Here is a 21,911-nt window from a genome sequence, read left to right as displayed (position 1 = left end):
CCTGGTTTCGATCCCCATGCGCCTCGTTTTTGCCGGCACGCCGGAATTCGCCCGTATCGCCTTCGACGCCCTGCGGGCGGCGGGGCACGACATTCCCCTGGTCCTGACCCAGCCCGACCGGCCGGCCGGGCGCGGGCTCAAGCTCACGCCCAGCCCCGTCAAGCAGGCGGCGCTGGACGCCGGCATCGAGGTGGCCCAGCCGCGCAGCCTGCGGCTGGACGGCCGTTATCCCGATGAAGCCGCCGCGGCGCGCGCCCTGCTCGAACGCGTGGCGCCCGATGTCATGGTGGTGGCCGCCTATGGCCTGATCCTGCCGCAGTGGGTGCTCGACCTGCCGCGGCTGGGTTGCCTGAACATCCATGCGAGCCTGCTGCCGCGCTGGCGCGGCGCGGCGCCGATCCAGCGCGCCATCGAGGCGGGCGACGAACGCACCGGGGTCACCATCATGCAGATGGATGCGGGCCTGGACACCGGCGACATGTTGCTGGAACGCATCGTGCCGATCGGCGCCGACACCAATGCCGCGCAATTGCACGACGCGCTGGCGCAGGCCGGCGGCGAGGCTATCGTGGCGGCCCTGGCCGCGTTGGCCCAGGGCAACCTGGCGCCGACCCCGCAGCCGCAGGACGGCGTGACCTACGCCGCCAAGCTGGACAAGGCCGAGGCCGCGCTCGACTGCAGCCAGCCGGCCGAACTGCTGGCGCGCCGCGTGCGCGCCTTCAATCCGGTGCCGGGCGCCAGCATCCGTCTGCCCGGGCTGGCCGATCCCGTGAAGGTGTGGCGCGCGCAGGCCTTGCCGCGGCCAGCGGCGGCGGCGCCGGGCAGCGTGCTGCGCGCGGATGCCGAAGGCATCGACATCGCCACCGGCGACGGCGCGCTGCGCTTGCTGGAGTTGCAGAAAGCCGGCGGCAAGCGCCAGCCGGTGGACGTGTTCGTGCGGGGCTGGCAGCCGGCCTGAGGTCGGCGCCGCCGCGTCGCGGCAACGGGCCCCGCCGTGATGGCGATCGGCCCGTTCTCAGGGGCGTTGGGCCAGCAGGTCCAGGTAGGCGCCCGATAGCAGCTGATCCGGCGCGACTTGCAGGCTGGCCAGCAGTTCGTGGGCTTCGGCCATGCCGGCGTCGACGCTTTCGCCGTCGCGCAGCACCACTTCCAGCTCCAGGAATTCCCCCAGCCCTTCGACCCTGTCCAGATGGATGCGGGTGCGCCCCGCCATGAACAGCAGGCGCTGCTTGCGCACGCGGCCAATCACGCCGTGGGCCAGCGCCAGCGCTTCACGCAAGGTGTCGGGCGATGCGGTCGGCGAGATGACGTAGAAGCTTTCCTTGGGCCCGGTAGCGTCGGCGCGGCGGTAGAAGATCAGTTCACCCGAGCCGTCGCCGAAGTCGCGCAGCTTGAGGCGGCCGCTGGCGCAGGTGAAGAAGGTGTCGTCCTGGGCGATGCTCACGGGCGCGGCGCCCGACAACGCCGCCGCCAGGGGTTCCAGGGCGGCCAGGCTGGCGACGCGCGCCTTGATTTCGACATTGCGTGCCATCGCGCTTCCTTGGTGGGGCCGCTCAGGCGAGCGCGGCGGGCAGGTCGGCGACCCGCAGGATCAGTTCGTCGGGGCCGCGCTCACGCAGCGCATCCACGTGGTTGTAGCCCCAGGCCACCGAGCTCACGCGCACGCCGGCCTTGCGGGCGGCGTCGATGTCGCGTATTTCGTCGCCCACCAGCAGGAAGCGGTCGGGAGCCACGGCGTGGCGCTGCAGCAGCCGGTCGATCTTGGCGGCCTTGCCGAACAGGTCGGTGCCGCATTCGTAGTCATCGAACAGGGCCGCGGTTTCGGGCCCCAGCACCCGCTGCACGTTTTCCAGCGAGTTCGAGCTGACCACCGCCAGCCGCATGCCGGCGGTCTTCAGGCGCGCCAGGGCATCGGGAATGCCGTCGAACATGTGCACGGTGGGATCGATTTCCTGCATCAGTGCGCGCACGTGCGTCATGATCGCGGGCAGCTTCCACAGCGGGATGCCGAGGAATTTGAGGATCTCGGAGGCGTCGCGATGGCGCAACTGATCGCGCTCGGCGGCATCGATCTTGCGAAAGCCGTACTTGTCGGCCACCGTGTTCAGGATGGAATTGAACCAAGGCATGGTGTCCGCCAAGGTTCCGTCGAAGTCGAAAGCTGCTATGTCGTATTTCAAGTAAACAATCCGATGCCGGGCTACAGGGGGTGAAGCAGATACTGCACCACCGGCGCCAGGTCTTCAAGCGGCGGGGCGCCGGCGACAACGCGCTGGGCGTTGGTCCAGGGGTAGTCCAGCGCCAGCAGCCAGCCGAAGACGGCGTCGGTGTCGCCGGGCGGCAGCGTCACCATGGTGTCGATGGTGATGGTCAGGTGGGTGGCGCGGTAGGGCTCGGGCTGGAACGTCCAGGCGTAGCGGCCGCAGCCCACGCGCACGTTGCCGGTGGCCTTCTCGGTCATGCCGACGATCCAGTCACAGGAATAATCGGACAGCCGTGCGCCGGCCTCCGGGCGCGCCAGGTAGAAGGTGTAGACGTTGTCGTAGGTCTGGCCGAACTTGCGCACCAGCGTATCGGTGATCGCGGCCAGACCGTGCGATTCGGGCGGGAAGGCGATCGCCTGCGTGCGCAGCGCCATCTTCAGCACCGCCTGCGGCGCGAAGGCGCGCGCCATGAAGTGCGGGCGGTTTTCGTCCTTGGCGTGGAAGTAATCGCGCAATACGGACTCGGTGCTGGCGGGAGACGAACCGTTGGACATTGCGGGCTTTCCTTGGGGCGGGTTAGGGGGCGCGATGCTCGGGCTTGACCGGCTCGAACCACTTGGAGATGTTGGGCGGTTCGTAGATGGCGTAGCGGTCCAGCAGCGTCGCGGGGTCGCTTTCCACCACCAGCATGTCGCGATGCTGGGGGCGCATGAAGGCTTCTTCGACGGCGTGGTCGACGAACTGCATCAGCGTGTCGTAGTAGCCGGCGATGTTGAGCAGGCCGCAGGGTTTCTGGTGAATGCTGAGCTGGGCCCAGGTCCAGACCTCGAAAAACTCTTCCAGCGTGCCGGCGCCGCCGGGCAGCGCGATGAAGCCGTCGGCCTTTTCCATCATCATGGCCTTGCGCTCATGCATGCTCTGCACCAGGTGCAGCTCGGTCAGGCCGCGGTGGGCCTGCTCTTTCTTCTGCAGCAGTTCCGGGATCACGCCGATCACGCGGCCGCCGCCGGCCAGCACCTCGTTGGCGATCACGCCCATGATGCCGACGACCGAGCCGCCGTAGACCAGGCCGAGGTCGCGCTTGACCAGTTCACGGGCCAGCACGCGGGCCTGTTCCAGGTATTCGGGGCGCGCGCCAGGATTGGAGCCGCAATACACGCAGATGTTCTTCAGGGTCATAGGGAGCTACGAATTGCCGGGCCCGTTACAGATTGCGTCACGGGCCATCCGGGAAGCCAATAGTTTACGAGAAGCGCCGGGCGGGTTCCCGGACCCCGCCGGCGGGAGGCGATCCGGCGTCCGGGGCAATGTTTGGACACAGCATCTTTTCGCATGGCCGGTAGACTGGGTTGTTCGGAACGACTGGATATCCAGCGTCGTATTGCCAACCCACAAGGAGCTGACGATATGGAAAACACGACCCGTAACCACAACGAGGCAAGCCGCCCCTTCGACATGGATGTGAAGGCGATCCGCGCCAAGGCGCGCCAGGACATCGAATCCGGCGCTGTCACCGACACCTACCGCGCCGACCGCAAGACCGTGCTCAAGCTATTGAACGAGGCGCTGGCCACCGAGATCGTCTGTGTGCTGCGCTACAAGCGCCACTTCTTCATGGCCCGCGGCCTGAACGCCGAGCCGGTGGCGGCGGAATTCGCCGAGCACGCCACCCAGGAACAGGAACACGCCGACAAGCTGGCCGAACGCATCGTGCAGCTGGGCGGCGAACCCAATCTGTCACCCAAGGGGCTGCTCGATCGCAGCCACTCCGAGTATGTCGAGGGCGCCACGCTGGAGGACATGATCAAGGAAAACCTGATCGCCGAGCGCATCGCCATCGACAGCTACCGGCAGATGATTGATTACATCGGCGAACAGGACTCCACCACCCGCCGCCTGCTCGAGGAGATCCTGGCGGTCGAGGAAGAGCACGCCGACGACATGTCTGATTTCCTGGCCAAGCACTGAAGCCACGCCGGCCAGCCGCGTTCAATCCGGGCGCGGCGGCCGCATCGTGGCGGCGCGCCGCCGGCCCGGCAGCGTGACAATCAGACCGAGTCGGCCCAGAGGTCGTATTCGTCGGAGTCGGTGACGCGGGCGCGCACCAGGTCGCCGGCCTTGAGCGGGCGTTCCGAACTGACGTAGACGCAACCGTCGATTTCCGGCGCGTCGCCGCTGCTGCGGCCCACGGCGCCGTCTTCGTCCACTTCGTCGATCAGCACCTCGATCTCGCGGCCGACCTTCTGCGCCAGGCGCGCGGTCGAAATCGACTGCTGCATTTCCATGAAGCGTTCCCAGCGTTCCTGCTTGACCTCGTCCGGCACCGGATTGTCCAGCAGGTTGGCGGGCGCGCCTTCGACCGGTGAATACTGGAAGCAGCCGACGCGGTCGAGTTGCGCCTCTTGCATCCAGTCCAGCAGGTACTGGAAGTCCTCCTCGGTTTCTCCGGGGAAGCCGACGATGAAGGTCGAGCGGATGGTCAGGTCGGGGCAGATCTCGCGCCAGTTCTTGATGCGCGCCAGCGTCTTGTCCTCGAACGCCGGGCGCTTCATCGCCTTGAGGATGCGCGGGCTGGCGTGCTGGAAGGGGATGTCCAGGTAGGGCAGGATCTTGCCCTCGGCCATCAGCGGGATCACTTCGTCCACGTGCGGGTACGGGTAGACGTAGTGCAGGCGCGTCCAGACGCCCATTTCGGACAAGGCCGTACAGAGTTCGGTCATGCGGGTGCGCACCGGACGGCCGTTCCAGAAGCCGCTGCGGTACTTGACGTCGACGCCGTAGGCGCTGGTGTCCTGCGAGATCACCAGCAGTTCCTTGACGCCGGCCTTGACCAGGCGCTCGGCCTCGCTGAGCACGTCGCCCACCGGGCGGCTGACCAGGTCGCCGCGCATCGACGGGATGATGCAGAAGCTGCAGCGGTGATTGCAGCCTTCCGAGATCTTCAGGTAGGCGTAGTGGCGCGGGGTCAGCTTGACACCCTGCGGCGGCACCAGGTCCAGGTAGGGATTGTGGTCCTTCTTGGGCGGCGCGGCATTGTGCACGGCGCGCACCACTTCCTCGTACTGCTGCGGGCCGGTCACGGCCAGCACGCTCGGATGCACATTGCGGATCACCGATTCCTCGACCCCCATGCAGCCGGTGACGATGACCTTGCCGTTCTCGGCCAGCGCCTCGCCGATGGCTTCGAGCGACTCGGCCTTGGCGCTGTCGATGAAACCACAGGTGTTGACCACCACCACGTCGGCGTCGTTGTACTCGGGCGTGACTTGATACCCTTCGGTGCGCAGTTGGGTCAGGATGCGTTCGGAGTCGACCAGGGCTTTGGGACAGCCCAGGCTGACAAAGCCGACTTTGGGGGAAGACATGGAATACCTCGGTGGGCGCGAGCCGGCGCCAATGATCAAATACTGCGCAATTCTAGCGCGGCAGGGCGGGGGGCCGTTATTTTAGCGGGTCGCCGCGGGCAGCTTGCGGATAAGGTGTGTCCCTAATATTTCGGCGGTCTTGGCGCGAGGCGTCCGGCCGGGTCAGGCGCCGCTGCGGCGATACAGCGCCAGGGTGCCAGCCAGCCCGATCATGAGCGAACCGCAGACCCGGTTCAGCCAGCGCAGGCCCGAGCCGCGAAAGGCCCGCACCAACTGCGCTCCGAGGGTGGCGTAGGCCAGCATGGTGGCGATGTTCATCAGCGCAAGCACGGCGGCCACGGTGGCGTATTGCGGCAGCAGGGGCGCCTGGGTATTGATGAACTGCGGCAGGAAGGCCGACATGAACAGCAGCGCCTTCGGGTTGGTCAGCGCCACCACGAAGCTGCGCAGGCCCAGCTTCAGGCCCACCTGCCGGGCGCCGCCGGGTTCGGCCGCCGGCAGCACCAGCGCGGCGTCCGAGCGCAGCATCTTCCAGCCGAGATAGGCCAGGTACGCCGCGCCCGCCCACTTGATGGCATGGAAGGCCACTTCCGAGGTGGCCAGCACCACGCCCAGGCCGGACGCGACCGCGCCCAGCAGGATGAAGTCCGCCAGCACCGCGCCGCCCATGCCCCAGCAGGCGGTACGCACGCCGTGGCGCGAGCCGTTGCTCATGGCGAGCAGCATGGTGGGGCCAGGCGTCACGATGGCGACGGCCGAGGCCAGGATGAACAGCAGCAGCGTGGCGGTGGACATGGCGGGCTCCGTGGCAAGCGGCCAGTGTGACGCGCCCGTTCCGGTTCGTCCAGCGCCGGGCGCGGCCGCCGCCGGGGCCGCTGGGCCGCGCCGGGCTACCATAGCGGTCTTATTCCCTGATCTGTTGCCATGTCCACGCGTTCCGACACTCCTCATCTGGCCCCGCCGCTGTCCACTGTCCTGCTTTCCAGCGCGCAGGTGGTGGAGGACGTCCTGGACGGCCGCTCGCTCACCGAGGCGCTGGCCGACGTCGACGGCGCCTTGCGCCCGGCCGCGCAGGCGGTGTCGTTCCATGCCATGCGCTACCTGGGCTGGGCCGACGCGGTCGGCCGCGAACTGGTGCAGCGCTATCCGAACGTGCTGTTCGAATCGCTGTTGCTGGTGTCGCTGACGCTGCTCAAGGCCGAAGGCGAGGCCGCCGCGGCGCTGCCCGGCATGCCGGTGTACGCCCCGCACACGGTGGTGGATCAGGCGGTCACGGCGGCCGCCAAGAGCCGCGGCCTGGCGTCGTTCAAGGGGCTGCTCAATGCCTGCCTGCGCCGCTTCCTGCGTGAGCGGGCGGCGCTGGAGGCCGCCGTGGCCGACAGCCCCGAGGCCGAATGGAACCATCCGGGCTGGTGGGTCAAGCAGTTGCGCGTCGCCTATCCGCGGCAATGGCAGGACATCCTGCGGGCGGCCAACGTGCCGGCGCCGCTGACCCTGCGCGTCAACCGCCGCCGCGCCAGCCGCGAACAGGTTCTGGCCGCGTTCCAGAACGCGGGTCTGGCGGCCGAGGCCGTGGGCTCCGCCGGCCTGGTGCTGGCCACGCCCCGGCCCGTGACCCAGTTGCCTGGCTTTGCCGAAGGCTGGTGGTCGGTGCAGGACGCCGGCGCCCAACTGGCCGCCGAGTTGCTGGCGCCCGCCGCCGGCATGCGGGTGCTGGATGCCTGCGCCGCGCCCGGGGGCAAGACCGCCCATCTGCTGGAGCTGGCCGACATCGACCTGTTGGCGCTGGATGCCGATGCCGACCGGCTGGCGCGGGTCGGCCAGAACCTGGACCGGCTGGGCCTGGCCGGCGAACGGGTGCGGCTGCAGGCCGCCGACGCGGCCGACCTGGACAACTGGTGGGACGGAACGCCGTTCGACGCGGTGCTGGCGGACGTGCCGTGCACGGCCTCGGGCATCGTTCGGCGTCACCCCGACATCCGCTGGCTGCGCCGCGAGAACGACCTGCGCCGTACCGCGACCTTGCAGGCGCGCATCCTGGACGCGCTCTGGCGCACCGTGGCGCCCGGCGGCCGGCTGCTGTATGTCACCTGCTCGGTGTTCCCGATCGAAGGCACGCGCCAGGCGCTGGAGTTCCTGCAGCGCCATCCCGACGCCACCCGGCTGGAAGCGCCCGGCCAATTGCTGCCAGTTGCGGTCGATGCAACACCCGCCGCGCAGCACGATGGGTTTTTCTACGCCTTGTTTGCCAAGCAGTCGTGAATCGCCAAGAATAGGGGCAATGACGGGGTTCCGGTGTCGTATGTCCATCATTTCACGCTTATTTCTGGGGTTATTGTTCGCATCTGCCGCGCTGTCATTGGCGCCGGCGGGCCAGGCACACGGGTCCGAGCCGCAGGTCGTGCGCGTCGAGCCGGTGGTGCGTGGCGACAAGCTCGAAATCGACGCCGACATCGAATTCGAACTGAACCAGCAACTGCGCGACGCCGCCCAGCGCGGCGTGCCGCTGTATTTCACCGCCGACCTGACCATCACGCGCGAGCGCTGGTGGTGGTTCAACAAGTCCCTGGTGGATACCTCCCGCACCTGGCGCGTGGTCTACAACGCGCTGACGCGGCAGTGGCGTGCCGGCGTGGGCGAGCTGTCCTTCCCGGTGGCGTCGCTGGACGATGCCATGAGCGTCATCCGCCACGTGCGCAACTGGCAGGTGGCCGATGCCGACGATTTCGACGAAGGCGTGGTCTATGGCGGCCAGTTCCGGCTGCGGCTGGACACATCGCTGCTGCCCCGGCCGTTCCAGGTCAATGCGCTGAACAGCAGCTCCTGGATCCAGGGCACGCCGTGGACCGATTTCTCGTTCTCGCTGGGTGACAAGGAGAAAGACCCCTCATGAGGCTGTTGCTTCGGCTGGCCCTGATGGTCGGCGCCGTGAGCGGCCTGGCATTGCTGGGCCTGCTGGCGTGGTCCACCGGCAATGCCTCGCGCTTTGCGCGCTATTACGACACCCTGCTGATCCTCAACGGCATTTTCGCCCTGGCGCTGTTCGTCTGGGTGGTGGCCTTGACGGTGCGGTTGGCGCGGCAGATCCGGCGCCGGCAGTTCGGCGCCCGGCTGACGGCCCGCTTCTCGCTAGCCTTTGCGCTGATCGGCGTGGTGCCCGGCGCCCTGATCTACACCGTCTCGGTGCAGTTCATGTCGCGCTCGATCGAATCCTGGTTCAACGTGCGGGTCGACAGCGCGCTGGAGGCCGGCCTGAACCTGGGCCGCGCCGCGCTCGATTCGCTGCTGGCCGACCTGGATGCGCGGGCGCGGTCCATGGCTGCCGAGCTGAACCGCAACTCCGACACCGGCGTGACGCTGGCCCTGACGCGGCTGCGCGAAGCCAATGGCGTGCAGGAAGCCATGGTTTTCACCGGCAGCGGCCGCATGGTGGCGTTCTCCACCAGCCAGTACGGCCAATTGCTGCCGGCCATGCCGCCGCCCGCTGTCATGAACCAACTGCGCCTGTCGCGCGGCTATTCGGCCGCCGAGGCCGACGACCCGGTCAAGCCGGGCGAGGATGGCGGGCTGCACCTGCGCGTGGTGATCCCGCTGACCGGCCCGGACCGCTACGACAATCTGCTGGGCGCCGCGTCCGAGCCGCGCTGGCTGCAACTGCTGCAGCCAGTGCCCGAGCAGATCGCGCACAACGCCAACCTGGTGCAACAGGGATTTCGCGATTACCAGGAACTGGCGCTGTCGCGGCTGGGCCTGCGCAAGCTGTATGGCATCACGCTGACCCTGGCGCTGCTGCTGGCGGCATTCGGCGCCATCGCGGTGGCGTTGTCGCTGTCCAAGCGGCTGGTGCGGCCGCTGCTGAGCCTGGCCGGCGGCACCCAGGCGGTGGGCGTGGGCGACTACCGGCCGCTGCCCGAGCCGCCGGAACGCGACGAGGTCGGCCAGCTCACCCGCTCGTTCAACGCCATGACGCGCCAGCTCGACGAGGCGCGCCGCATGGTCGAGAGCAACCGTCAGCAGCTCGAACGATCCAACGTCTACCTGGAAAGCGTGCTGTCGAACCTGTCCTCGGGCGTGCTGGTGTTCGACGAGTCCTTCCGCGTCACCACCGTCAACCAGGGCGCCCAGACCATCCTGCAGGCCGATCTGCGCTCGGTGATCGGGCGGCCGCTGGAAACCGTGGACGGCATGCTCGAATTCGCCAATATCGTGCGGCAGGCGTTTTCCACCCACGCGGCGGTGGGCTCCGAGCGCCAGCACTGGCAGCAGCAGTTCGAGATCGCGCCCAAGCAGGGCGACACCCCCAACGGGCCGCAGCCGCTGACGCTGCTGGCGCGTGGCACGCACCTGCGGGTGGATGGCCGCGGTAACGGCTACCTGGTGGTGTTCGATGACATCACGGAAGTCATTTCGGCCAATCGCACCGTGGCCTGGGGCGAGGTGGCGCGCCGGCTGGCGCACGAGATCAAGAATCCGCTGACCCCGATCCAACTGTCCGCCGAACGCCTGGCGATGAAGCTGGAGGGCAAGCTGCAACCGGCCGAGGCCCAGATCGTGGAGCGTTCCACCAACACCATCGTCAACCAGGTGGCCTCGCTCAAGCAGATGGTGGACGATTTCCGCGAATACGCCCGCACGCCCCCCGCGGTGATGCAGCGCATCGACTTCAATGCCCTGGTTGCCGATGTGCTGTCTCTTTACGGCTGGGAGCCGGACGGCGCCGCCGCGGTCCGCATGGTGTCCGGCAAGGCTTTGAACCTGGACGTCAACCTGGCCGCGGGCCTGCCGGCCATCGAGGGCGATCCGACCCAGCTGCGCCAGGTGATCCACAACCTGCTGTCCAACGCCCGCGACGCCATCGCCGAGAAGGGCGGGGAAGGCCGGGTCAGCGTCACGACCCAGCTGATGCGCAGCGAGCAGCCCGACCGCGCCGACCAGCAGGCCCTGCGTTTCACGGTCGCCGATACGGGCCCGGGCTTCCCACCGCAGGTCATGCAGCGCGCTTTCGAGCCCTACGTAACCACCAAGTCCCACGGGACTGGGTTAGGATTGGCAATCGTACGCAAGATCGTGGAAGAGCATGGCGGGCGGATCGACCTTGCCAATCGCAAGGAAGGAGGCGCGCGGATCTCCATCTTGTTGACCCGGCTTGCGCCCGGGGCCGATACTATGGACGCGACCGCGCAAGAAAAGGATAATGCGGCTACGCAATAGGTGGATGCTTTATGGCCAGAATTCTGGTGGTTGACGACGAAGTCGGTATTCGCGAGCTTTTGTCGGAAATCCTTTACGACGAAGGGCACACGGTCGAATTGGCCGAAAACGCGGCGCAAGCGCGCGCCGCGCGCCTTCGCATGCGTCCCGATCTGGTGCTGCTGGACATCTGGATGCCGGACACCGATGGCGTCAGTCTGCTCAAGGAATGGGGTTCGCAGGGCCTGCTGGACATGCCCGTCATCATGATGAGCGGCCATGCCACCATCGACACGGCGGTCGAGGCCACCCGCATCGGCGCCATGGATTTCCTCGAAAAGCCGATCACGCTGCAGCGCCTGCTCAAGACCGTGGCGGCCGGCCTGGCCCGCGGCCGGGTGCCGCATCCGGCGCCCGTGGCGGCGCCCGTGGCGGCCAGCACCGCCGTGGCGCTCGAAGACGAACTCGATCCGCCGACGCTGTCGGCGGCGCCCGCCAACGAGGTTCCGGTCACCGCCAACGGCCAACTGGGCAGCATTTCGCTGGATCAGCCGCTGCGCGAGGCGCGCGACGAGTTCGAACGCATCTATTTCGAATACCACCTGGTTCGCGAAAGCCACAGCATGACGCGCGTGTCCGAACGCACCGGCCTGGAACGCACCCACCTCTATCGCAAGCTCAAGCAATTGGGCATCGAGTCGGCGCGCAAACGGGGCGCATGAAGATCCTGATCATCGGCGCTGGGCGCGTAGGCACCAGCGTGGCGGAAAACCTGGTGTCCGAGCAGAACGACATCACGGTGATCGATTCGGATCCCTCCCAGCTGCAATACCTGCAAGAACATTTCGACCTGCGCGTCGTCCATGGCGACGGCTCGCAGGTATCGGTGCTGGAAGGCGCCGGCGCGGCCGACACCGACCTGTTGATCGCCTGCGCCGCCTCCGACGCCGCCAACATGGTGGCCTGCAAGATCGCCCGCCAGTTGTTCAATATCCCCCGCCGCATCGCCCGCATCCGCTCGGGCGAGTTCTCCGAGCATCCGGAGCTGATGAGCGAAGAGGGCTTCTGCATCGACGCCATCATCAGCCCCGAGCGCAGCGTCACCACCTACCTGCACAGCCTGATCGAATTTCCGGAGGCCTTGCAGGTCGTGGAGTTCGCCGAGGGCCGGGTCAGCGTCGTGACCGTCCGCGTCGGGCATGGCAGCCCGATGGCGCATCATCCCGTCGACAAGCTGCGCGAGGTCTGGCCCGACGTCACCGCCCGTGTGATCGACGTGCTGCGCGGCGGCCGGCCGCTGCGGGCCGGCTCGGGCACCGTGATCGCGCCCGGCGACGAAGTGGTGCTGGTGGTGGACACGCGCCACGCCCGCCGCGCGGTGCGGCAACTGCGCGAAGCCGAAAAGGCCGTGCGCCGCGTGATGATCGCCGGCGGCGGCAACATCGGCCTGCGGCTGGCGCGCGCGCTGGCCGAGGAAAACTACAGCGTGCGCATCATCGAGCGCGACCTCAAGCGTTGCGAATACCTGGCCACGCAACTGCCCGACAGCGTGCTGGTACTGCACGGCAGCGGCACCGACGAGGCCCTGCTGGAACGCGAGAACATCGAGGACATGGATACCTGGCTGGCCCTGACCAGCGACGACGAGGACAACATCATGTCGTCGCTGCTGGCCAAGCGCCTGGGCGCGCGCAAGGTGATCGCGCTGATCAACCGCCAGGCCTACGGCGAACTGATGCAGGGCAGCCATATCGACATCGCGGTGTCGCCGTCGCAGGCCACCATGAGCGAACTGCTGCGCCACGTGCGGCGCGGCGACGTGGCGGCGGTGCACCGCTTGCGCCAGGGCGTGGCCGAGGCGCTGGAAGCCATCGCCCACGGCGACCGTTCCACTTCCAAGGTGGTGGGCCGGCGGGTCGGCGAGATCAGCCTGCCCAAGGGCGCCAGCATCGGCGCCCTGGTGCGCGAGGACGAAATCATCCTGCCCGACGCCGACACCGTGATCGAGACCGACGACCACGTCATCGTCTTCGTGCCCTCGCGCAAGCAGATGCCGCGCGTGGAAAAGCTGTTCCAAGTCTCGGCGTCGTTCTTCTGATGAGCCCGCGCGTCCTGTTTTCCGACGGGCCGGCGCCGGCCGGGGAGGCGGCATGAGGCGCGTCCTGGCGACCCTGCACATCCTGGGCCTGACCATGGTGATGTTCGCGCTCACCATGCTGATTCCGCTGGGGGTGGCGTACCTTGGCGGCGACGCCGCGCGCGATGCCTTTCTGCACGGCTTCCTGCTGTCCATCGGCATTGGCGTGGGCCTGGCGGCGCTGACCCGGCGCGCCCGCAGCGAGCTGCGCGCCCGCGACGGCTTTGTGCTGGTGTCGGCCGTCTGGGCCGGCCTGCCGCTGCTGGCGGCGATTCCGTTGCTGATCTATTTCCACCGCGCCGGCCTGCCGCTGTCGTTCACCAGCGCCTATTTCGAGGCCATGTCCGGGCTGACGACCACTGGCGCCACGGTGCTGACCAACCTGGACGCGTTGCCGCCGTCGATCAACCTTTGGCGCGCCACGCTGGTGTGGGTCGGGGGCATGGGGATCCTGGTGCTGGCGGTGGCGATCCTGCCGCTATTGGGCGTGGGCGGGCACCAGGTGGTGCGGGCCGAGACCCCGGGCCCGATGAAAGACGAGCGCCTGACGCCGCGCATCGCCAGCACCGCCAAGGCGCTGTACGCGGTGTATTTCGCCTTTTCGATTCTATGTTTCCTGGCCTATCGCGCCGTCGGCCTTTCCTGGTTCGAGGCCTGGTGCCACATGGCCACGACCATGGGGCTGGGCGGCTTTTCGACCTGGGACGACGGTTTCGCCCATTTCGATTCGGTGGCGGTCGAAATGGTGGCCATGGTGTTCATGCTGATCGCCGGCATCAACTTCGCCACCCACTTCAATGCCTTCCGCCAACGCAGCGCGCGCGCCTACCTGCGCTGCCCGGAGGCGATTCCGTATCTGGTGGTGGTGCTGGGCGTGGGGCTGGTGATCTCGGTGTTCCTGTACGTCAAGGGCGTCTACCAGGAACCGCTGCAGGCCCTGCGCTATGGCATGTTCAACACCATTTCCATGGCCACCACCACCGGCTATGCCAATACCGACTTCGCCCAGTGGCCGCTGTTCGCGCCCCTGACCATGCTGCTGCTGTCCGGGTTCGCCACCTCGGCGGGGTCGACCGGGGGCGGGATCAAGATGATCCGGGCCATCCTGCTGGTCAAGCAGGCGCGCAACGAACTGGTAACAATGTTGCACCCGCACGCCGTCAGTCCGGTGCGGGTCAACGGCCGGGCGGTCGAGGCCCGCACCATGTCGTCGGTGCTGGCGTTCATGTTGTTCTACGGCCTGTCCATCGCCGTCTTCACCAGCTTGCTGCTGTTGTCGGGCCTGGATCCCATCACGGCGTTCTCGGCCGTGTTCGCCAGCGTCAACAATACCGGGCCAGGCCTGGGCCCGGTCGGCCCGATGGGCAATTTCGCGGTGCTGTCCGACTTCCAGATCTGGGTCTGCACTTTTGCCATGCTGATCGGCCGGTTGGAATTGCTGACCGTGCTGGTGCTGTTCACCCCCATCTTCTGGCGCAAATAGCCGGTCCGGCCAGCGCGTGGCGGCGGCGCGCCGAGGTGGCAGGTTTTGCTCCGGGATAACCCGAATAAGGGTTATCCCGCCCTCGCTCCAAAGCCTCGTCCCGACTGCGCTTGCGGCCCGCGCGCGCCGTCAGGCCGCATGGTTTCTAGGTTGTGAGCGCTCGCTTACCTTGTCGTAGAGGGAAAAACCGAATGCATCGTGATGTTGCACACAAATGTCACGATTTTCAATCGTTTTGCCACAAACATGCGGCTATTATGCGTTCACAAGCCGCCGTCTAGTGCCCCCCGGGAAGTTGCCGGGCTTCAAGGTCGAACGGCGCATCCCCTCATCAAAATATCCAAAGGAGTCCGAGATGGAACAGATCCCGTTCATTTCGTCGGCCCCCAACACCCTGGGCATCGAACTCGAGCTGCAACTGATCGACCCCCGCAGTTTTGACCTGACCGCAGCCTCTGACGAGCTGCTGGCCCAAATGGCCAACCACCCCATCGCCGACCGTGTCAAACCGGAAATCACGCGGTCCATGATCGAATTGAATTCTTCGGTGCACGAGCACCCGATGGGCCTGCTGGCCGAAATGCGCGAGATGCGCGACGCCCTGGTCGAGGCGGCCGATGCCGTTGGCGTTTCGGTGGCCGGCGGCGGCGCCCACCCGTTCATGCGCTGGCAGGAACGTTCCATTTCGGATACCCCGCGCTTCCAATACCTCGCCGAAATGTATGGTTACCTGGCGCGTCAATTTACGGTGTTCGGCCAGCACATCCATCTGGGCGTCAAGAGCGGCGACGACGCCATCAAATTGTTGCGCCGGCTGTCGCCCTATGTGCCGCACTTCATCGCGCTATCGGCGTCGTCGCCGTATTGCGAGGGCGTCGATACGCTGTTCTCGTGCTCGCGCCTGAACGCGGTCAACAGCTTTCCGCTGGCCGGCCACATGCCGGCCGAGGTCAAGGACTGGTACCAGTTCGAGGCCCATCTGGCGCAGTTGCGCGCCTATGGCCTGGCCGAGAGCATCAAGGACCTGTACTGGGATATCCGCCCCAAGCCCGAATTCGGCACGGTGGAGATCCGTGTCTGCGACACGCCGCTGACGGTCGAGCGCGCCTGCCAGGTCGCGGCGTTCGCCCAGGCGCTGGCCGTGCTGCTGATGCGCGAGGACGATCCCAGCGACAAGGCCTGGCTGTCCTACCGCAGCAATCACTTCCAGGCCTGCCGCTTCGGGCTGCAGGGCAGCTATGTGACGCCGGACGGCCAGCGCCTGCGCCTGATGGATCATCTGCGCGCGCTGTTCCAGCGGCTGATGCCGGTGGCCGAGGAGCTTGGCACGGGCGACATGATCGCAGCGCTGCGCGACGACGCCATGCGCAGCGGCAACGACGCGCGCTGGCTGCGCAACCAGTTCCATCGCCTGCGCGACCTGCCGCTGGTGGTGGAGTCGATGTCGCAGGCCTGGCGTGGCGAGTCGCCCCCGCTGGCCGCGCCGGCCGAACCCACCGCGGTGCTGCGCCGGCGCATCCGCGCCACGTCCGAACCGATGCAGCCGCTATCGGCCGCGGAGCCGGGCGTGACCGGAACCGTGCCCGAACGCCTGCACTGACCTGAACGCCTGCGCGAGGCGCGCAGGCCCCGGGCGGGGCTTTTGACCTCAGGGCGTGCCGCGCTGGCGGCCGCCGATGGCGCTGACCGACAAGCGGGTTTCCCCGGCGCTGGCGCGGTGGGTCGCGGCGCGCCAGGCGTGGCCATAGGCTACCTCGATGCTCAGGGCGATGACGCCATCGGGCCGGCGTTGGGCCTCCAGTGCCGCGCACAGGCGTGCCCGCCAGTCGCGCCCGACCAGGCCGCCACGGCGGCCGGCGGCCGGATTGCCGCCCAGGGCGCGCACGTCCTGCAGCAGTTTTTCCGGCGTGCGGTAGGTCAGGGTCAGGATTTCCTGGTCCATGACCGGGTCGGCGAAGCCGTTTTCCACCAGCAGGTCGCCGAAGTCGTGCATGTCGACGAAGGCCGGCGTGGCGGTGCGCAGGCCGGCGTCAGCCAGTGCCTGGCGCAGTTCGCGCAGCGTCGCCGGCCCGAGACAGGAGAACATCGCCAGTCCGCCGACCTTGAGGATGCGGCGCCATTCGGCCAGCACCGCGTGCGGTTCGCGATGCCAGTGCAGGGCCAGGTTGGACCAGACCAGTTCGTGTGATTCCGGGGCCAGCCCGGTCGCGGCCAGGTCGGCGTTGACGAAAGCCGTGGCCGGGCCACGGCGCGCCAGCTTGCCGATCCAGGCGCCGAGGCCGGCGGGCGCGTGGCGTTGGCGGGCGATGTCCAGCAGCGGTTCGCAATTGTCCAGACCGCTGTAGGCGGCCTCGGGGTAGCGCTCGCGCAGCAGGGCCAGGTTGTCGCCAGCGCCGCAGCCCGCGTCCAGCATGGCCTGCGGCCGCACGCGGATGTACTGCAACCGGCCCAGCATGCGGCGGGCGACTTCGCCATACAGGAACTGGGCTTCCGACAGGTCGCCGCGGCGGGCGAATTGGCGCGGCACATCGGCGGCGACGAGCGGGAGCGAGGGCGGGGAACTGGGTGCTGGCAAGGACATTTCGGTCGCGCCCGGGCCACAGCCGCGGGCGGATCATGATTTCATGGGGGATGGCTCACATTATTGCCCATCCCGGCCGGGGGCGCCGATTGTCCCTACAGGCGATGGGGCGGTGGCTGCTGGACCGGGTGCCTTGCGATTGCCCGTTGTGCGGGGTCCGCGTCGGCGGCGCCAGATTGTGCGAGGGCTGTGAAATCGATCTCGCCGCCGCGTCGCAGGCACCGCCGGCCCCGCGCTGCCTCCGTTGCGCCGTGCGGCTGGGGCCCGACGCGCTGCATTGCGCCGCCTGCCTGGCGCGGCCGCCGGCCTTCGCGCGCACGATCACCGCGTTCGATTACGAGCCTCCCGCCGATACGCTGATCCGCCAGCTCAAGACCCAGCTGCGGCTGAGCGCGGCGCCGGTGCTGGCGCGCCTGCTGGCGCACGCGGTGTGGTGCGATCCGCCGCCCGCGGCGCTGTTGCTGGTGCCGGTGCCGTCCAGCCGCGCGTCGCTGCGCCGGCGCGGCTTGAATCCGGCGGCCGAGATCGCGCGCGACCTGGCGGCGCGGCTCGGCTGGCCGCTGCTGCGCGGGGCGCTGCGGCGGCGGCGCGAGACGCCGCGGCAGACGACCCTGGGACGACAGGCGCGGCAACAGGGCGCGAGGGGCGTGTTCCACTGCCGGCGGGATCTGTCCGGCCGCGCGGTCGGCCTGGTCGATGACGTCATGACCACGGCCAGCACCGCCGATGCCGCGGCGCGCGCGCTGCTGGACGCGGGCGCGGCCAGCGTGACGGTGCTGGTGGCGGCGCGCACGCCACGTCCCGGCTGATCCGCTGTCGCGTTCCGCCGGCCCGGCATGGGGCCGGCGCGAGGCCGGCGGATAGTCCAAATCGGCGACAATCGCTGCTGCGCGGCTGCTTGCGGCCGCGCGCCCGTCAACGTTTTTCGGCCCTTTCGCCATGTTCCACGTCATCCTCGTCTGCCCCGAGATTCCGCCCAACACGGGCAATGCGATCCGCCTGTGCGCCAATACCGGCGCGCAATTGCACCTGGTGCGCCCCTTGGGGTTCGAACTGGACGATGCCCGCATGCGGCGGGCGGGGCTGGATTACCACGAGTGGCAGCCCGTGCGGGTGCACGATTCCCTGCCGCAGGCGCTGGCGGACACGGGGGCGGCGGCCCCGCATATCTATGCATTGACCACCCAGGCGCAGCGCAGCGTGGGGGATGTGCGGTTCGAGGCCGGGGATGTATTCGTGTTCGGGCGCGAGAGCGCGGGACTGTCGGCGGAGCATCATGCGCTGTTCGCGCCGCAGCAGCGGTTGCGCTTGCCGATGCGGGCGGGGCAGCGGAGCTTGAATCTCTCGAATGCGGTGGCGGTTACCGTGTTCGAGGCTTGGCGGCAGCTTGGGTATGAGGGGGGCGTTTAGGGAAGGGGGCGCCGCCGCCAGCGGCCTTAGTCCAGAGACAGGTTCAGTTTCTGGATGACCTGGTCCCAGCGGGCTTTTTCGTCCTGGATGCGGACGGTCAGCGCCTCGGGAGTTGAGGGGGCGGGGGTGAAGTACTGCAAGGCCATCTGCTTGCGAACCGTATCGCTGTTGATGATGCGGGTCAGCTCGCTGTTCAGGCGCTCGATGATGGGCATCGGCGTTTCGGCCGGGGCGAGGATGGCGTTCCAGGAGATGGCTTCGAAGTCGGGGTAGCCCTGCGAGGCCATGGTGGGGATGCCGGGCAGCGTGTCGCTGGGCTGCAGGCTGGTGACGGCCAGGACCTTGACCTTGCCGTCGCGGGTCTGGGGCACGGCGATGGCGGGCACCATGAAGCCAGCCTGGATGTCGCCGCCAATGATGGCGCTGATGACCTGCGGGAAGCCGGCGTAGGGAATGTGCGCCATGTCGATGCCGGCGCGCTCCTTGAACATTTCCATGGCCAGGTGGGCCGAGCTGCCGGGCCCGACGGAGCCGTAGTTCAGCGAGCTGCCGTGTTCCTTCACCATGCGCACGAAGTCCTGCACGGAGTTCACGTTCTGCAGGTTGCCGGGCACCGTCAGCACGTTGGGGCTGGTGCCGACCAGCGTCACGGGCGCCAGGTCGTGCAGCGGGTCATAGCCCAGCGTCTTTTTGTAGAGCGTGGGGGCGGTGACCAGCGGGCCATTGATCGTGTAGAGCAGGGTGTAGCCGTCGGGCTTGGCCTGGGTAACGATGCGGGTGCCGATGTTGCCGCCGGCGCCGGGTTTGTTGTCGATGACGATGGGTTGCCCGAGCGCCTGGGCCAGGGGTTCGGAGATGGTGCGCGCCAGGATGTCGGGCGAAGAGCCGGGCGGGAACGGCACCACCATGTGGATGGGGCGTTCGGGCCAATCGGCGTGGGCGGCGGCGGGCAGGATGGCCGCCAGGCTCAGGCACAGGCCGCGCAGCAGGCGGCCGACCCGGAACTTGCTGGGGTGCGTCATGAAGGGTGTCTCCTGGGTGTCGGGCGTGATGTCGTGATGGGGAGAGGGCGCGGGCGCGGCGGGTGTCAGCCGTCGGAGTCGTGTTCGTCGCGGGCGTTGCGCGCCAGCAGCGCCGACACGGCCGTCATCGGGGCCACGCCCTCGAACAGCACGGCGCACACGGCTTCGGTGATGGGTAGTTCGACGCCGATGGCGCGGGCGCGGTCCAGCGCGGCGCGGGCGCAGCGCACGCCCTCGGCGGTGATGCCGCTGGCCAGGATGTCGGCCAGTTTGCGGCCGGCGCCGATCTCCAGTCCCACGTGGCGGTTGCGCGATAGTTCGCCGGTCGCGGTCAGCACCAGGTCGCCCAGGCCGGTCAGGCCGGCGAAGGTTTCGGCCTGCGCGCCCAGCGCGACGCCGAAGCGGGTCATCTCGGCCAGGCCGCGGGTGATGAGCGCGGCGCGGGCGTTGGTGCCCAGCGCCAGGCCGTCGCCGATGCCGCAGGCCACGGCGATGACGTTCTTGAGGGCGCCACCCACTTCCACGCCGACCAGGTCGCCGCTGGCGTAGACGCGCAGCGCGGCGCCGTGCAGGGCCAGGGTGGTGGCGGCGCGCAGGGCGGCGTTGTCGCTGGCAACGGTCAGCGCCACGGGCAGGCCCTGGGCCACTTCGCGGGCAAACGACGGGCCCGACAGGGCGCCGCCGATGGCGCCGGGCAGGGCCGCGCGCACGATTTCGTGAGGCAGCCGCGCGGTGTCGGCCTCGAAACCCTTGCAGGTCCAGACGATGGGGGTGTCCTGCAGGCCCAGCGCGGGCAGGCGTTGCGCCAGTTCGGCACAGGTCGCGGCCAGGCCGGCCACGGGCACGCCCAGGATGATCAATCCCGCCGCGCCGTCCTGCTTGAGGCTGCGCAGGGTCGCGTCGAGATCGGAGGAAACGGTAAGCGCCTGCGGCAGCGCGATGCCGGGCAGGTAGCGCGCGTTCTCGTGGCGGGCAGCCATGTCGGCGGCCTGCGCCGGATCGCGCGCCCAGAGTACGGTGGGGTGGCGGCGGCTCGCGGCCGCCGCCAGCGCGGTGCCCCAGCTACCCGCGCCCAGGACGGCAACGCGCAGGCTGGGCGAGGAAGACTGGTTCATGGGGCGCCGCGATGCGCCTTATTGGCGGGTGGCGCTGGCGGGCAGGATGATGCCCGAGTCGCTGCCGTTGCCGTTGGCGTTGCTTTGCTGCTGTTGCAGCTCGGCCAGGCGCTGCTCGTACAGGGCCTGGAAGTTGACTTCGGTCAGGTGCAGCGGGGGCATCGAGGTGCGGGTGATCGCATCGGCGATGTTGGCGCGCAGGTACGGGTACAGCATGGTCGGGCAAACGATGCCCAGCAGCGGGTCGAGCTGTTCTTCAGGGATGTTGGCGGCTTCGAAGATGCCGGCCTGGGTGCCTTCGACCAGGTACACGACCTTGTCGTTGACGCGGGTGGTGACGGTGACCGTGACCGTGGTTTCGAACACGGTTTCGGCCAGGCGTTGGCCGCCCACGGTGATGCTCACTTCAACCTGGGGCGCTTCTTGCTCCAGGAAGACGTGGGGCGCGTTCGGCATTTCCAGCGAAAGGTCTTTCAGGTAGACGCGCTGCAGATTGAACGAGGGCGCGTCGTTGCCGCCTTCTTGCTGGGTGTTTTGGTCTTGATCAGCCATGAGTGTTTCCGTTGGTGGGAGGGGCAAAAAGGGGCGTTAGCCGTTGAGCAATGGGGTCAGGCCGCCCGAGCGGTCCAGCGCCATCAGGTCGTCGCAACCGCCGACGTGGGTATCCCCGATGAAGATCTGCGGTACCGTGCGCCGGCCGGTGCGTTCGATCATGCGATCGCGCTGGCCGGGTTCGCGGTCGATCTGGATGATTTCCAGGTCGGTCACGCCGCGCTGCTCCAGCAGCGCCTTGGCGCGGGCGCAATAGGGACAATAGTCCTTGCTGTACATGACAACTTTATTCATAGGCGCTCCAGACAGATTCTGTCGATAAGATGGGGGCGCGTCGCCCGGGTTCAACCCTTCTGGGTGACCGGCAGGCTGGCGGCCAGCCAGGCGCGCATGCCGCCTTCGAGGGGCACCACGTCGGCAAAGCCCTGCGCGCGCAGCTTGGCGGCGGCGCGGGCCGCATCACGGCCATTGTCGCAAACCACGACCAGCGGCTTGTTCTTGGGCAGCGAGGCGGCCTTCTGTTCCAGGTCGGCGGCGGGCACGCTGCGGGCTTGGGCGATGTGGCCGGCCTGGAACTGCTCGGCGGGGCGCACGTCGACCCAAACGGCCTGGCGCTGGTTGACCATCTGGATGGCTTCCGCGGTGCTGACGGCCGAGCCGGTGCGGCCTTTGCGCAGGGCGGGAATGGCCAGCATGACGCCGGACACGAGGGTCACGGCGACAATGAAGATGTTGTTTTTATCGAGCAAGAATTGCAGAAGGTCCACGGGGCATCCTGAAGTGCGGCATCTAGCCTGGTAAGGGCGAACCCTGGAGCGCCGCGCCGCGAAATTGACGGGTGCGCCGGGGCAA

23 protein-coding genes are annotated in these 21,911 nt (G+C 68.2%); 11 read left to right on the top strand and 12 right to left on the bottom strand.

Annotated elements, in window-relative coordinates:
• Positions 1-16: 16 nt before the first annotated feature.
• Positions 17-958, top strand: coding sequence for a methionyl-tRNA formyltransferase (gene fmt / locus ACN6O8_RS17035; RefSeq protein WP_427992201.1), 942 nt, complete (start codon positions 17-19; stop codon positions 956-958).
• Between the two features lie 57 nt (positions 959-1,015).
• On the opposite strand, the gene ACN6O8_RS17030 is transcribed toward fmt, so the two are convergent.
• The 4 genes from ACN6O8_RS17030 to ACN6O8_RS17015 are packed head-to-tail and all read right to left on the bottom strand — an operon-like array spanning position 1,016 to position 3,383.
• Positions 1,016-1,531: a class IV adenylate cyclase gene (locus ACN6O8_RS17030; RefSeq protein ID WP_427992200.1), complete on the bottom strand. Its 516-nt coding sequence runs from the start codon at positions 1,529-1,531 to the stop codon at positions 1,016-1,018.
• Positions 1,532-1,553: 22 nt separating this feature from the next.
• Complete coding sequence (locus ACN6O8_RS17025; RefSeq protein WP_427992199.1) at positions 1,554-2,180, bottom strand: HAD hydrolase-like protein; 627 nt, start codon at positions 2,178-2,180, stop codon at positions 1,554-1,556.
• Between the two features lie 20 nt (positions 2,181-2,200).
• Positions 2,201-2,758, bottom strand: coding sequence for a hypothetical protein (locus ACN6O8_RS17020; RefSeq protein WP_427992198.1), 558 nt, complete (start codon positions 2,756-2,758; stop codon positions 2,201-2,203).
• 22 nt (positions 2,759-2,780) lie between these two features.
• On the bottom strand, positions 2,781-3,383 hold the full coding sequence (locus ACN6O8_RS17015) for a TIGR00730 family Rossman fold protein (protein ID WP_427992197.1): 603 nt from the start codon (positions 3,381-3,383) through the stop codon (positions 2,781-2,783).
• Between the two features lie 228 nt (positions 3,384-3,611).
• Here ACN6O8_RS17015 and ACN6O8_RS17010 point away from each other — a divergent pair, with 228 nt between their 5' ends.
• Positions 3,612-4,172 (top strand): ferritin-like domain-containing protein, encoded by a 561-nt coding sequence (locus tag ACN6O8_RS17010; RefSeq protein WP_427992196.1) that lies wholly within the window; start codon positions 3,612-3,614, stop codon positions 4,170-4,172.
• Between the two features lie 80 nt (positions 4,173-4,252).
• Here the strand turns inward: ACN6O8_RS17010 and rimO are convergent, their stop codons facing one another.
• Together rimO and ACN6O8_RS17000 are read right to left on the bottom strand one after the other, a co-directional pair.
• Positions 4,253-5,569, bottom strand: coding sequence for a 30S ribosomal protein S12 methylthiotransferase RimO (gene rimO, locus ACN6O8_RS17005; RefSeq protein ID WP_427992195.1), 1,317 nt, complete (start codon positions 5,567-5,569; stop codon positions 4,253-4,255).
• Positions 5,570-5,731: 162 nt separating this feature from the next.
• Positions 5,732-6,364, bottom strand: coding sequence for a LysE family translocator (locus tag ACN6O8_RS17000; protein WP_427992194.1), 633 nt, complete (start codon positions 6,362-6,364; stop codon positions 5,732-5,734).
• Positions 6,365-6,493: 129 nt separating this feature from the next.
• Here ACN6O8_RS17000 and rsmB point away from each other — a divergent pair, with 129 nt between their 5' ends.
• The 7 genes from rsmB to ACN6O8_RS16965 all read left to right on the top strand — a co-directional run bounded on the left by rsmB (position 6,494) and on the right by ACN6O8_RS16965 (position 15,979).
• Entirely contained in the window at positions 6,494-7,831 is a 1,338-nt protein-coding gene (gene rsmB, locus ACN6O8_RS16995) for a 16S rRNA (cytosine(967)-C(5))-methyltransferase RsmB (RefSeq protein ID WP_427992193.1), read from the top strand.
• A gap of 40 nt (positions 7,832-7,871) precedes the next feature.
• A complete protein-coding gene (locus ACN6O8_RS16990; protein ID WP_427992192.1) occupies positions 7,872-8,462 on the top strand; it encodes a DUF4390 domain-containing protein in 591 nt (196 codons plus the stop codon).
• Positions 8,459-10,780 carry an ATP-binding protein gene (locus ACN6O8_RS16985; protein ID WP_427992191.1) on the top strand — a complete coding sequence of 774 codons (2,322 nt, stop codon included), beginning with the start codon at positions 8,459-8,461 and terminating at the stop codon, positions 10,778-10,780. The genes ACN6O8_RS16990 and ACN6O8_RS16985 overlap by 4 nt, the downstream gene beginning before the upstream one ends.
• An 11-nt stretch (positions 10,781-10,791) precedes the next feature.
• Entirely contained in the window at positions 10,792-11,481 is a 690-nt protein-coding gene (locus ACN6O8_RS16980; protein WP_427992190.1) for a response regulator, read from the top strand.
• A complete protein-coding gene (trkA, locus tag ACN6O8_RS16975) occupies positions 11,478-12,857 on the top strand; it encodes a Trk system potassium transporter TrkA (protein ID WP_427992189.1) in 1,380 nt (459 codons plus the stop codon). The genes ACN6O8_RS16980 and trkA overlap by 4 nt, the downstream gene beginning before the upstream one ends.
• A 52-nt stretch (positions 12,858-12,909) precedes the next feature.
• The gene (locus ACN6O8_RS16970; protein WP_427992188.1) at positions 12,910-14,379 is read left to right on the top strand and encodes a TrkH family potassium uptake protein; all 1,470 of its coding nucleotides are present in this window, start codon (positions 12,910-12,912) and stop codon (positions 14,377-14,379) included.
• Positions 14,380-14,734: 355 nt separating this feature from the next.
• Complete coding sequence (locus tag ACN6O8_RS16965) at positions 14,735-15,979, top strand: YbdK family carboxylate-amine ligase (RefSeq protein ID WP_427992187.1); 1,245 nt, start codon at positions 14,735-14,737, stop codon at positions 15,977-15,979.
• A gap of 48 nt (positions 15,980-16,027) precedes the next feature.
• Here the strand turns inward: ACN6O8_RS16965 and ACN6O8_RS16960 are convergent, their stop codons facing one another.
• Entirely contained in the window at positions 16,028-16,960 is a 933-nt protein-coding gene (locus ACN6O8_RS16960) for a methyltransferase domain-containing protein (RefSeq protein WP_427992186.1), read from the bottom strand.
• Positions 16,961-17,211: 251 nt separating this feature from the next.
• Here ACN6O8_RS16960 and ACN6O8_RS16955 point away from each other — a divergent pair, with 251 nt between their 5' ends.
• Both ACN6O8_RS16955 and ACN6O8_RS16950 read left to right on the top strand, forming a co-directional pair.
• Positions 17,212-17,769 carry a ComF family protein gene (locus ACN6O8_RS16955; protein WP_427992185.1) on the top strand — a complete coding sequence of 186 codons (558 nt, stop codon included), beginning with the start codon at positions 17,212-17,214 and terminating at the stop codon, positions 17,767-17,769.
• 130 nt (positions 17,770-17,899) lie between these two features.
• Positions 17,900-18,370 (top strand): tRNA (cytidine(34)-2'-O)-methyltransferase, encoded by a 471-nt coding sequence (locus ACN6O8_RS16950; protein ID WP_427992184.1) that lies wholly within the window; start codon positions 17,900-17,902, stop codon positions 18,368-18,370.
• Positions 18,371-18,396: 26 nt separating this feature from the next.
• Here ACN6O8_RS16950 and ACN6O8_RS16945 read toward each other — a convergent pair whose 3' ends face one another.
• From ACN6O8_RS16945 to ACN6O8_RS16925, 5 genes are all read right to left on the bottom strand, one after another.
• Positions 18,397-19,392 carry a Bug family tripartite tricarboxylate transporter substrate binding protein gene (locus ACN6O8_RS16945; RefSeq protein WP_427992183.1) on the bottom strand — a complete coding sequence of 332 codons (996 nt, stop codon included), beginning with the start codon at positions 19,390-19,392 and terminating at the stop codon, positions 18,397-18,399.
• Positions 19,393-19,457: 65 nt separating this feature from the next.
• The gene (locus tag ACN6O8_RS16940; RefSeq protein WP_427992182.1) at positions 19,458-20,507 is read right to left on the bottom strand and encodes an NAD(P)H-dependent glycerol-3-phosphate dehydrogenase; all 1,050 of its coding nucleotides are present in this window, start codon (positions 20,505-20,507) and stop codon (positions 19,458-19,460) included.
• Positions 20,508-20,525: 18 nt separating this feature from the next.
• The gene (gene secB, locus ACN6O8_RS16935) at positions 20,526-21,059 is read right to left on the bottom strand and encodes a protein-export chaperone SecB (RefSeq protein WP_049076759.1); all 534 of its coding nucleotides are present in this window, start codon (positions 21,057-21,059) and stop codon (positions 20,526-20,528) included.
• A 36-nt stretch (positions 21,060-21,095) separates the two neighbouring features.
• Positions 21,096-21,353, bottom strand: coding sequence for a glutaredoxin 3 (gene grxC / locus ACN6O8_RS16930; RefSeq protein WP_006391755.1), 258 nt, complete (start codon positions 21,351-21,353; stop codon positions 21,096-21,098).
• A gap of 50 nt (positions 21,354-21,403) precedes the next feature.
• On the bottom strand, positions 21,404-21,826 hold the full coding sequence (locus ACN6O8_RS16925; protein WP_427992181.1) for a rhodanese-like domain-containing protein: 423 nt from the start codon (positions 21,824-21,826) through the stop codon (positions 21,404-21,406).
• Between the last annotated feature and the right edge of the window lie 85 nt (positions 21,827-21,911).

This window comes from Achromobacter sp. (assembly GCF_050285565.1).
GTDB lineage: Bacteria > Pseudomonadota > Gammaproteobacteria > Burkholderiales > Burkholderiaceae_B > Achromobacter.
The sequence above is the reverse complement of the archived record's forward strand: the minus strand, read 5'-3'. Positions and strand labels throughout refer to the sequence as shown.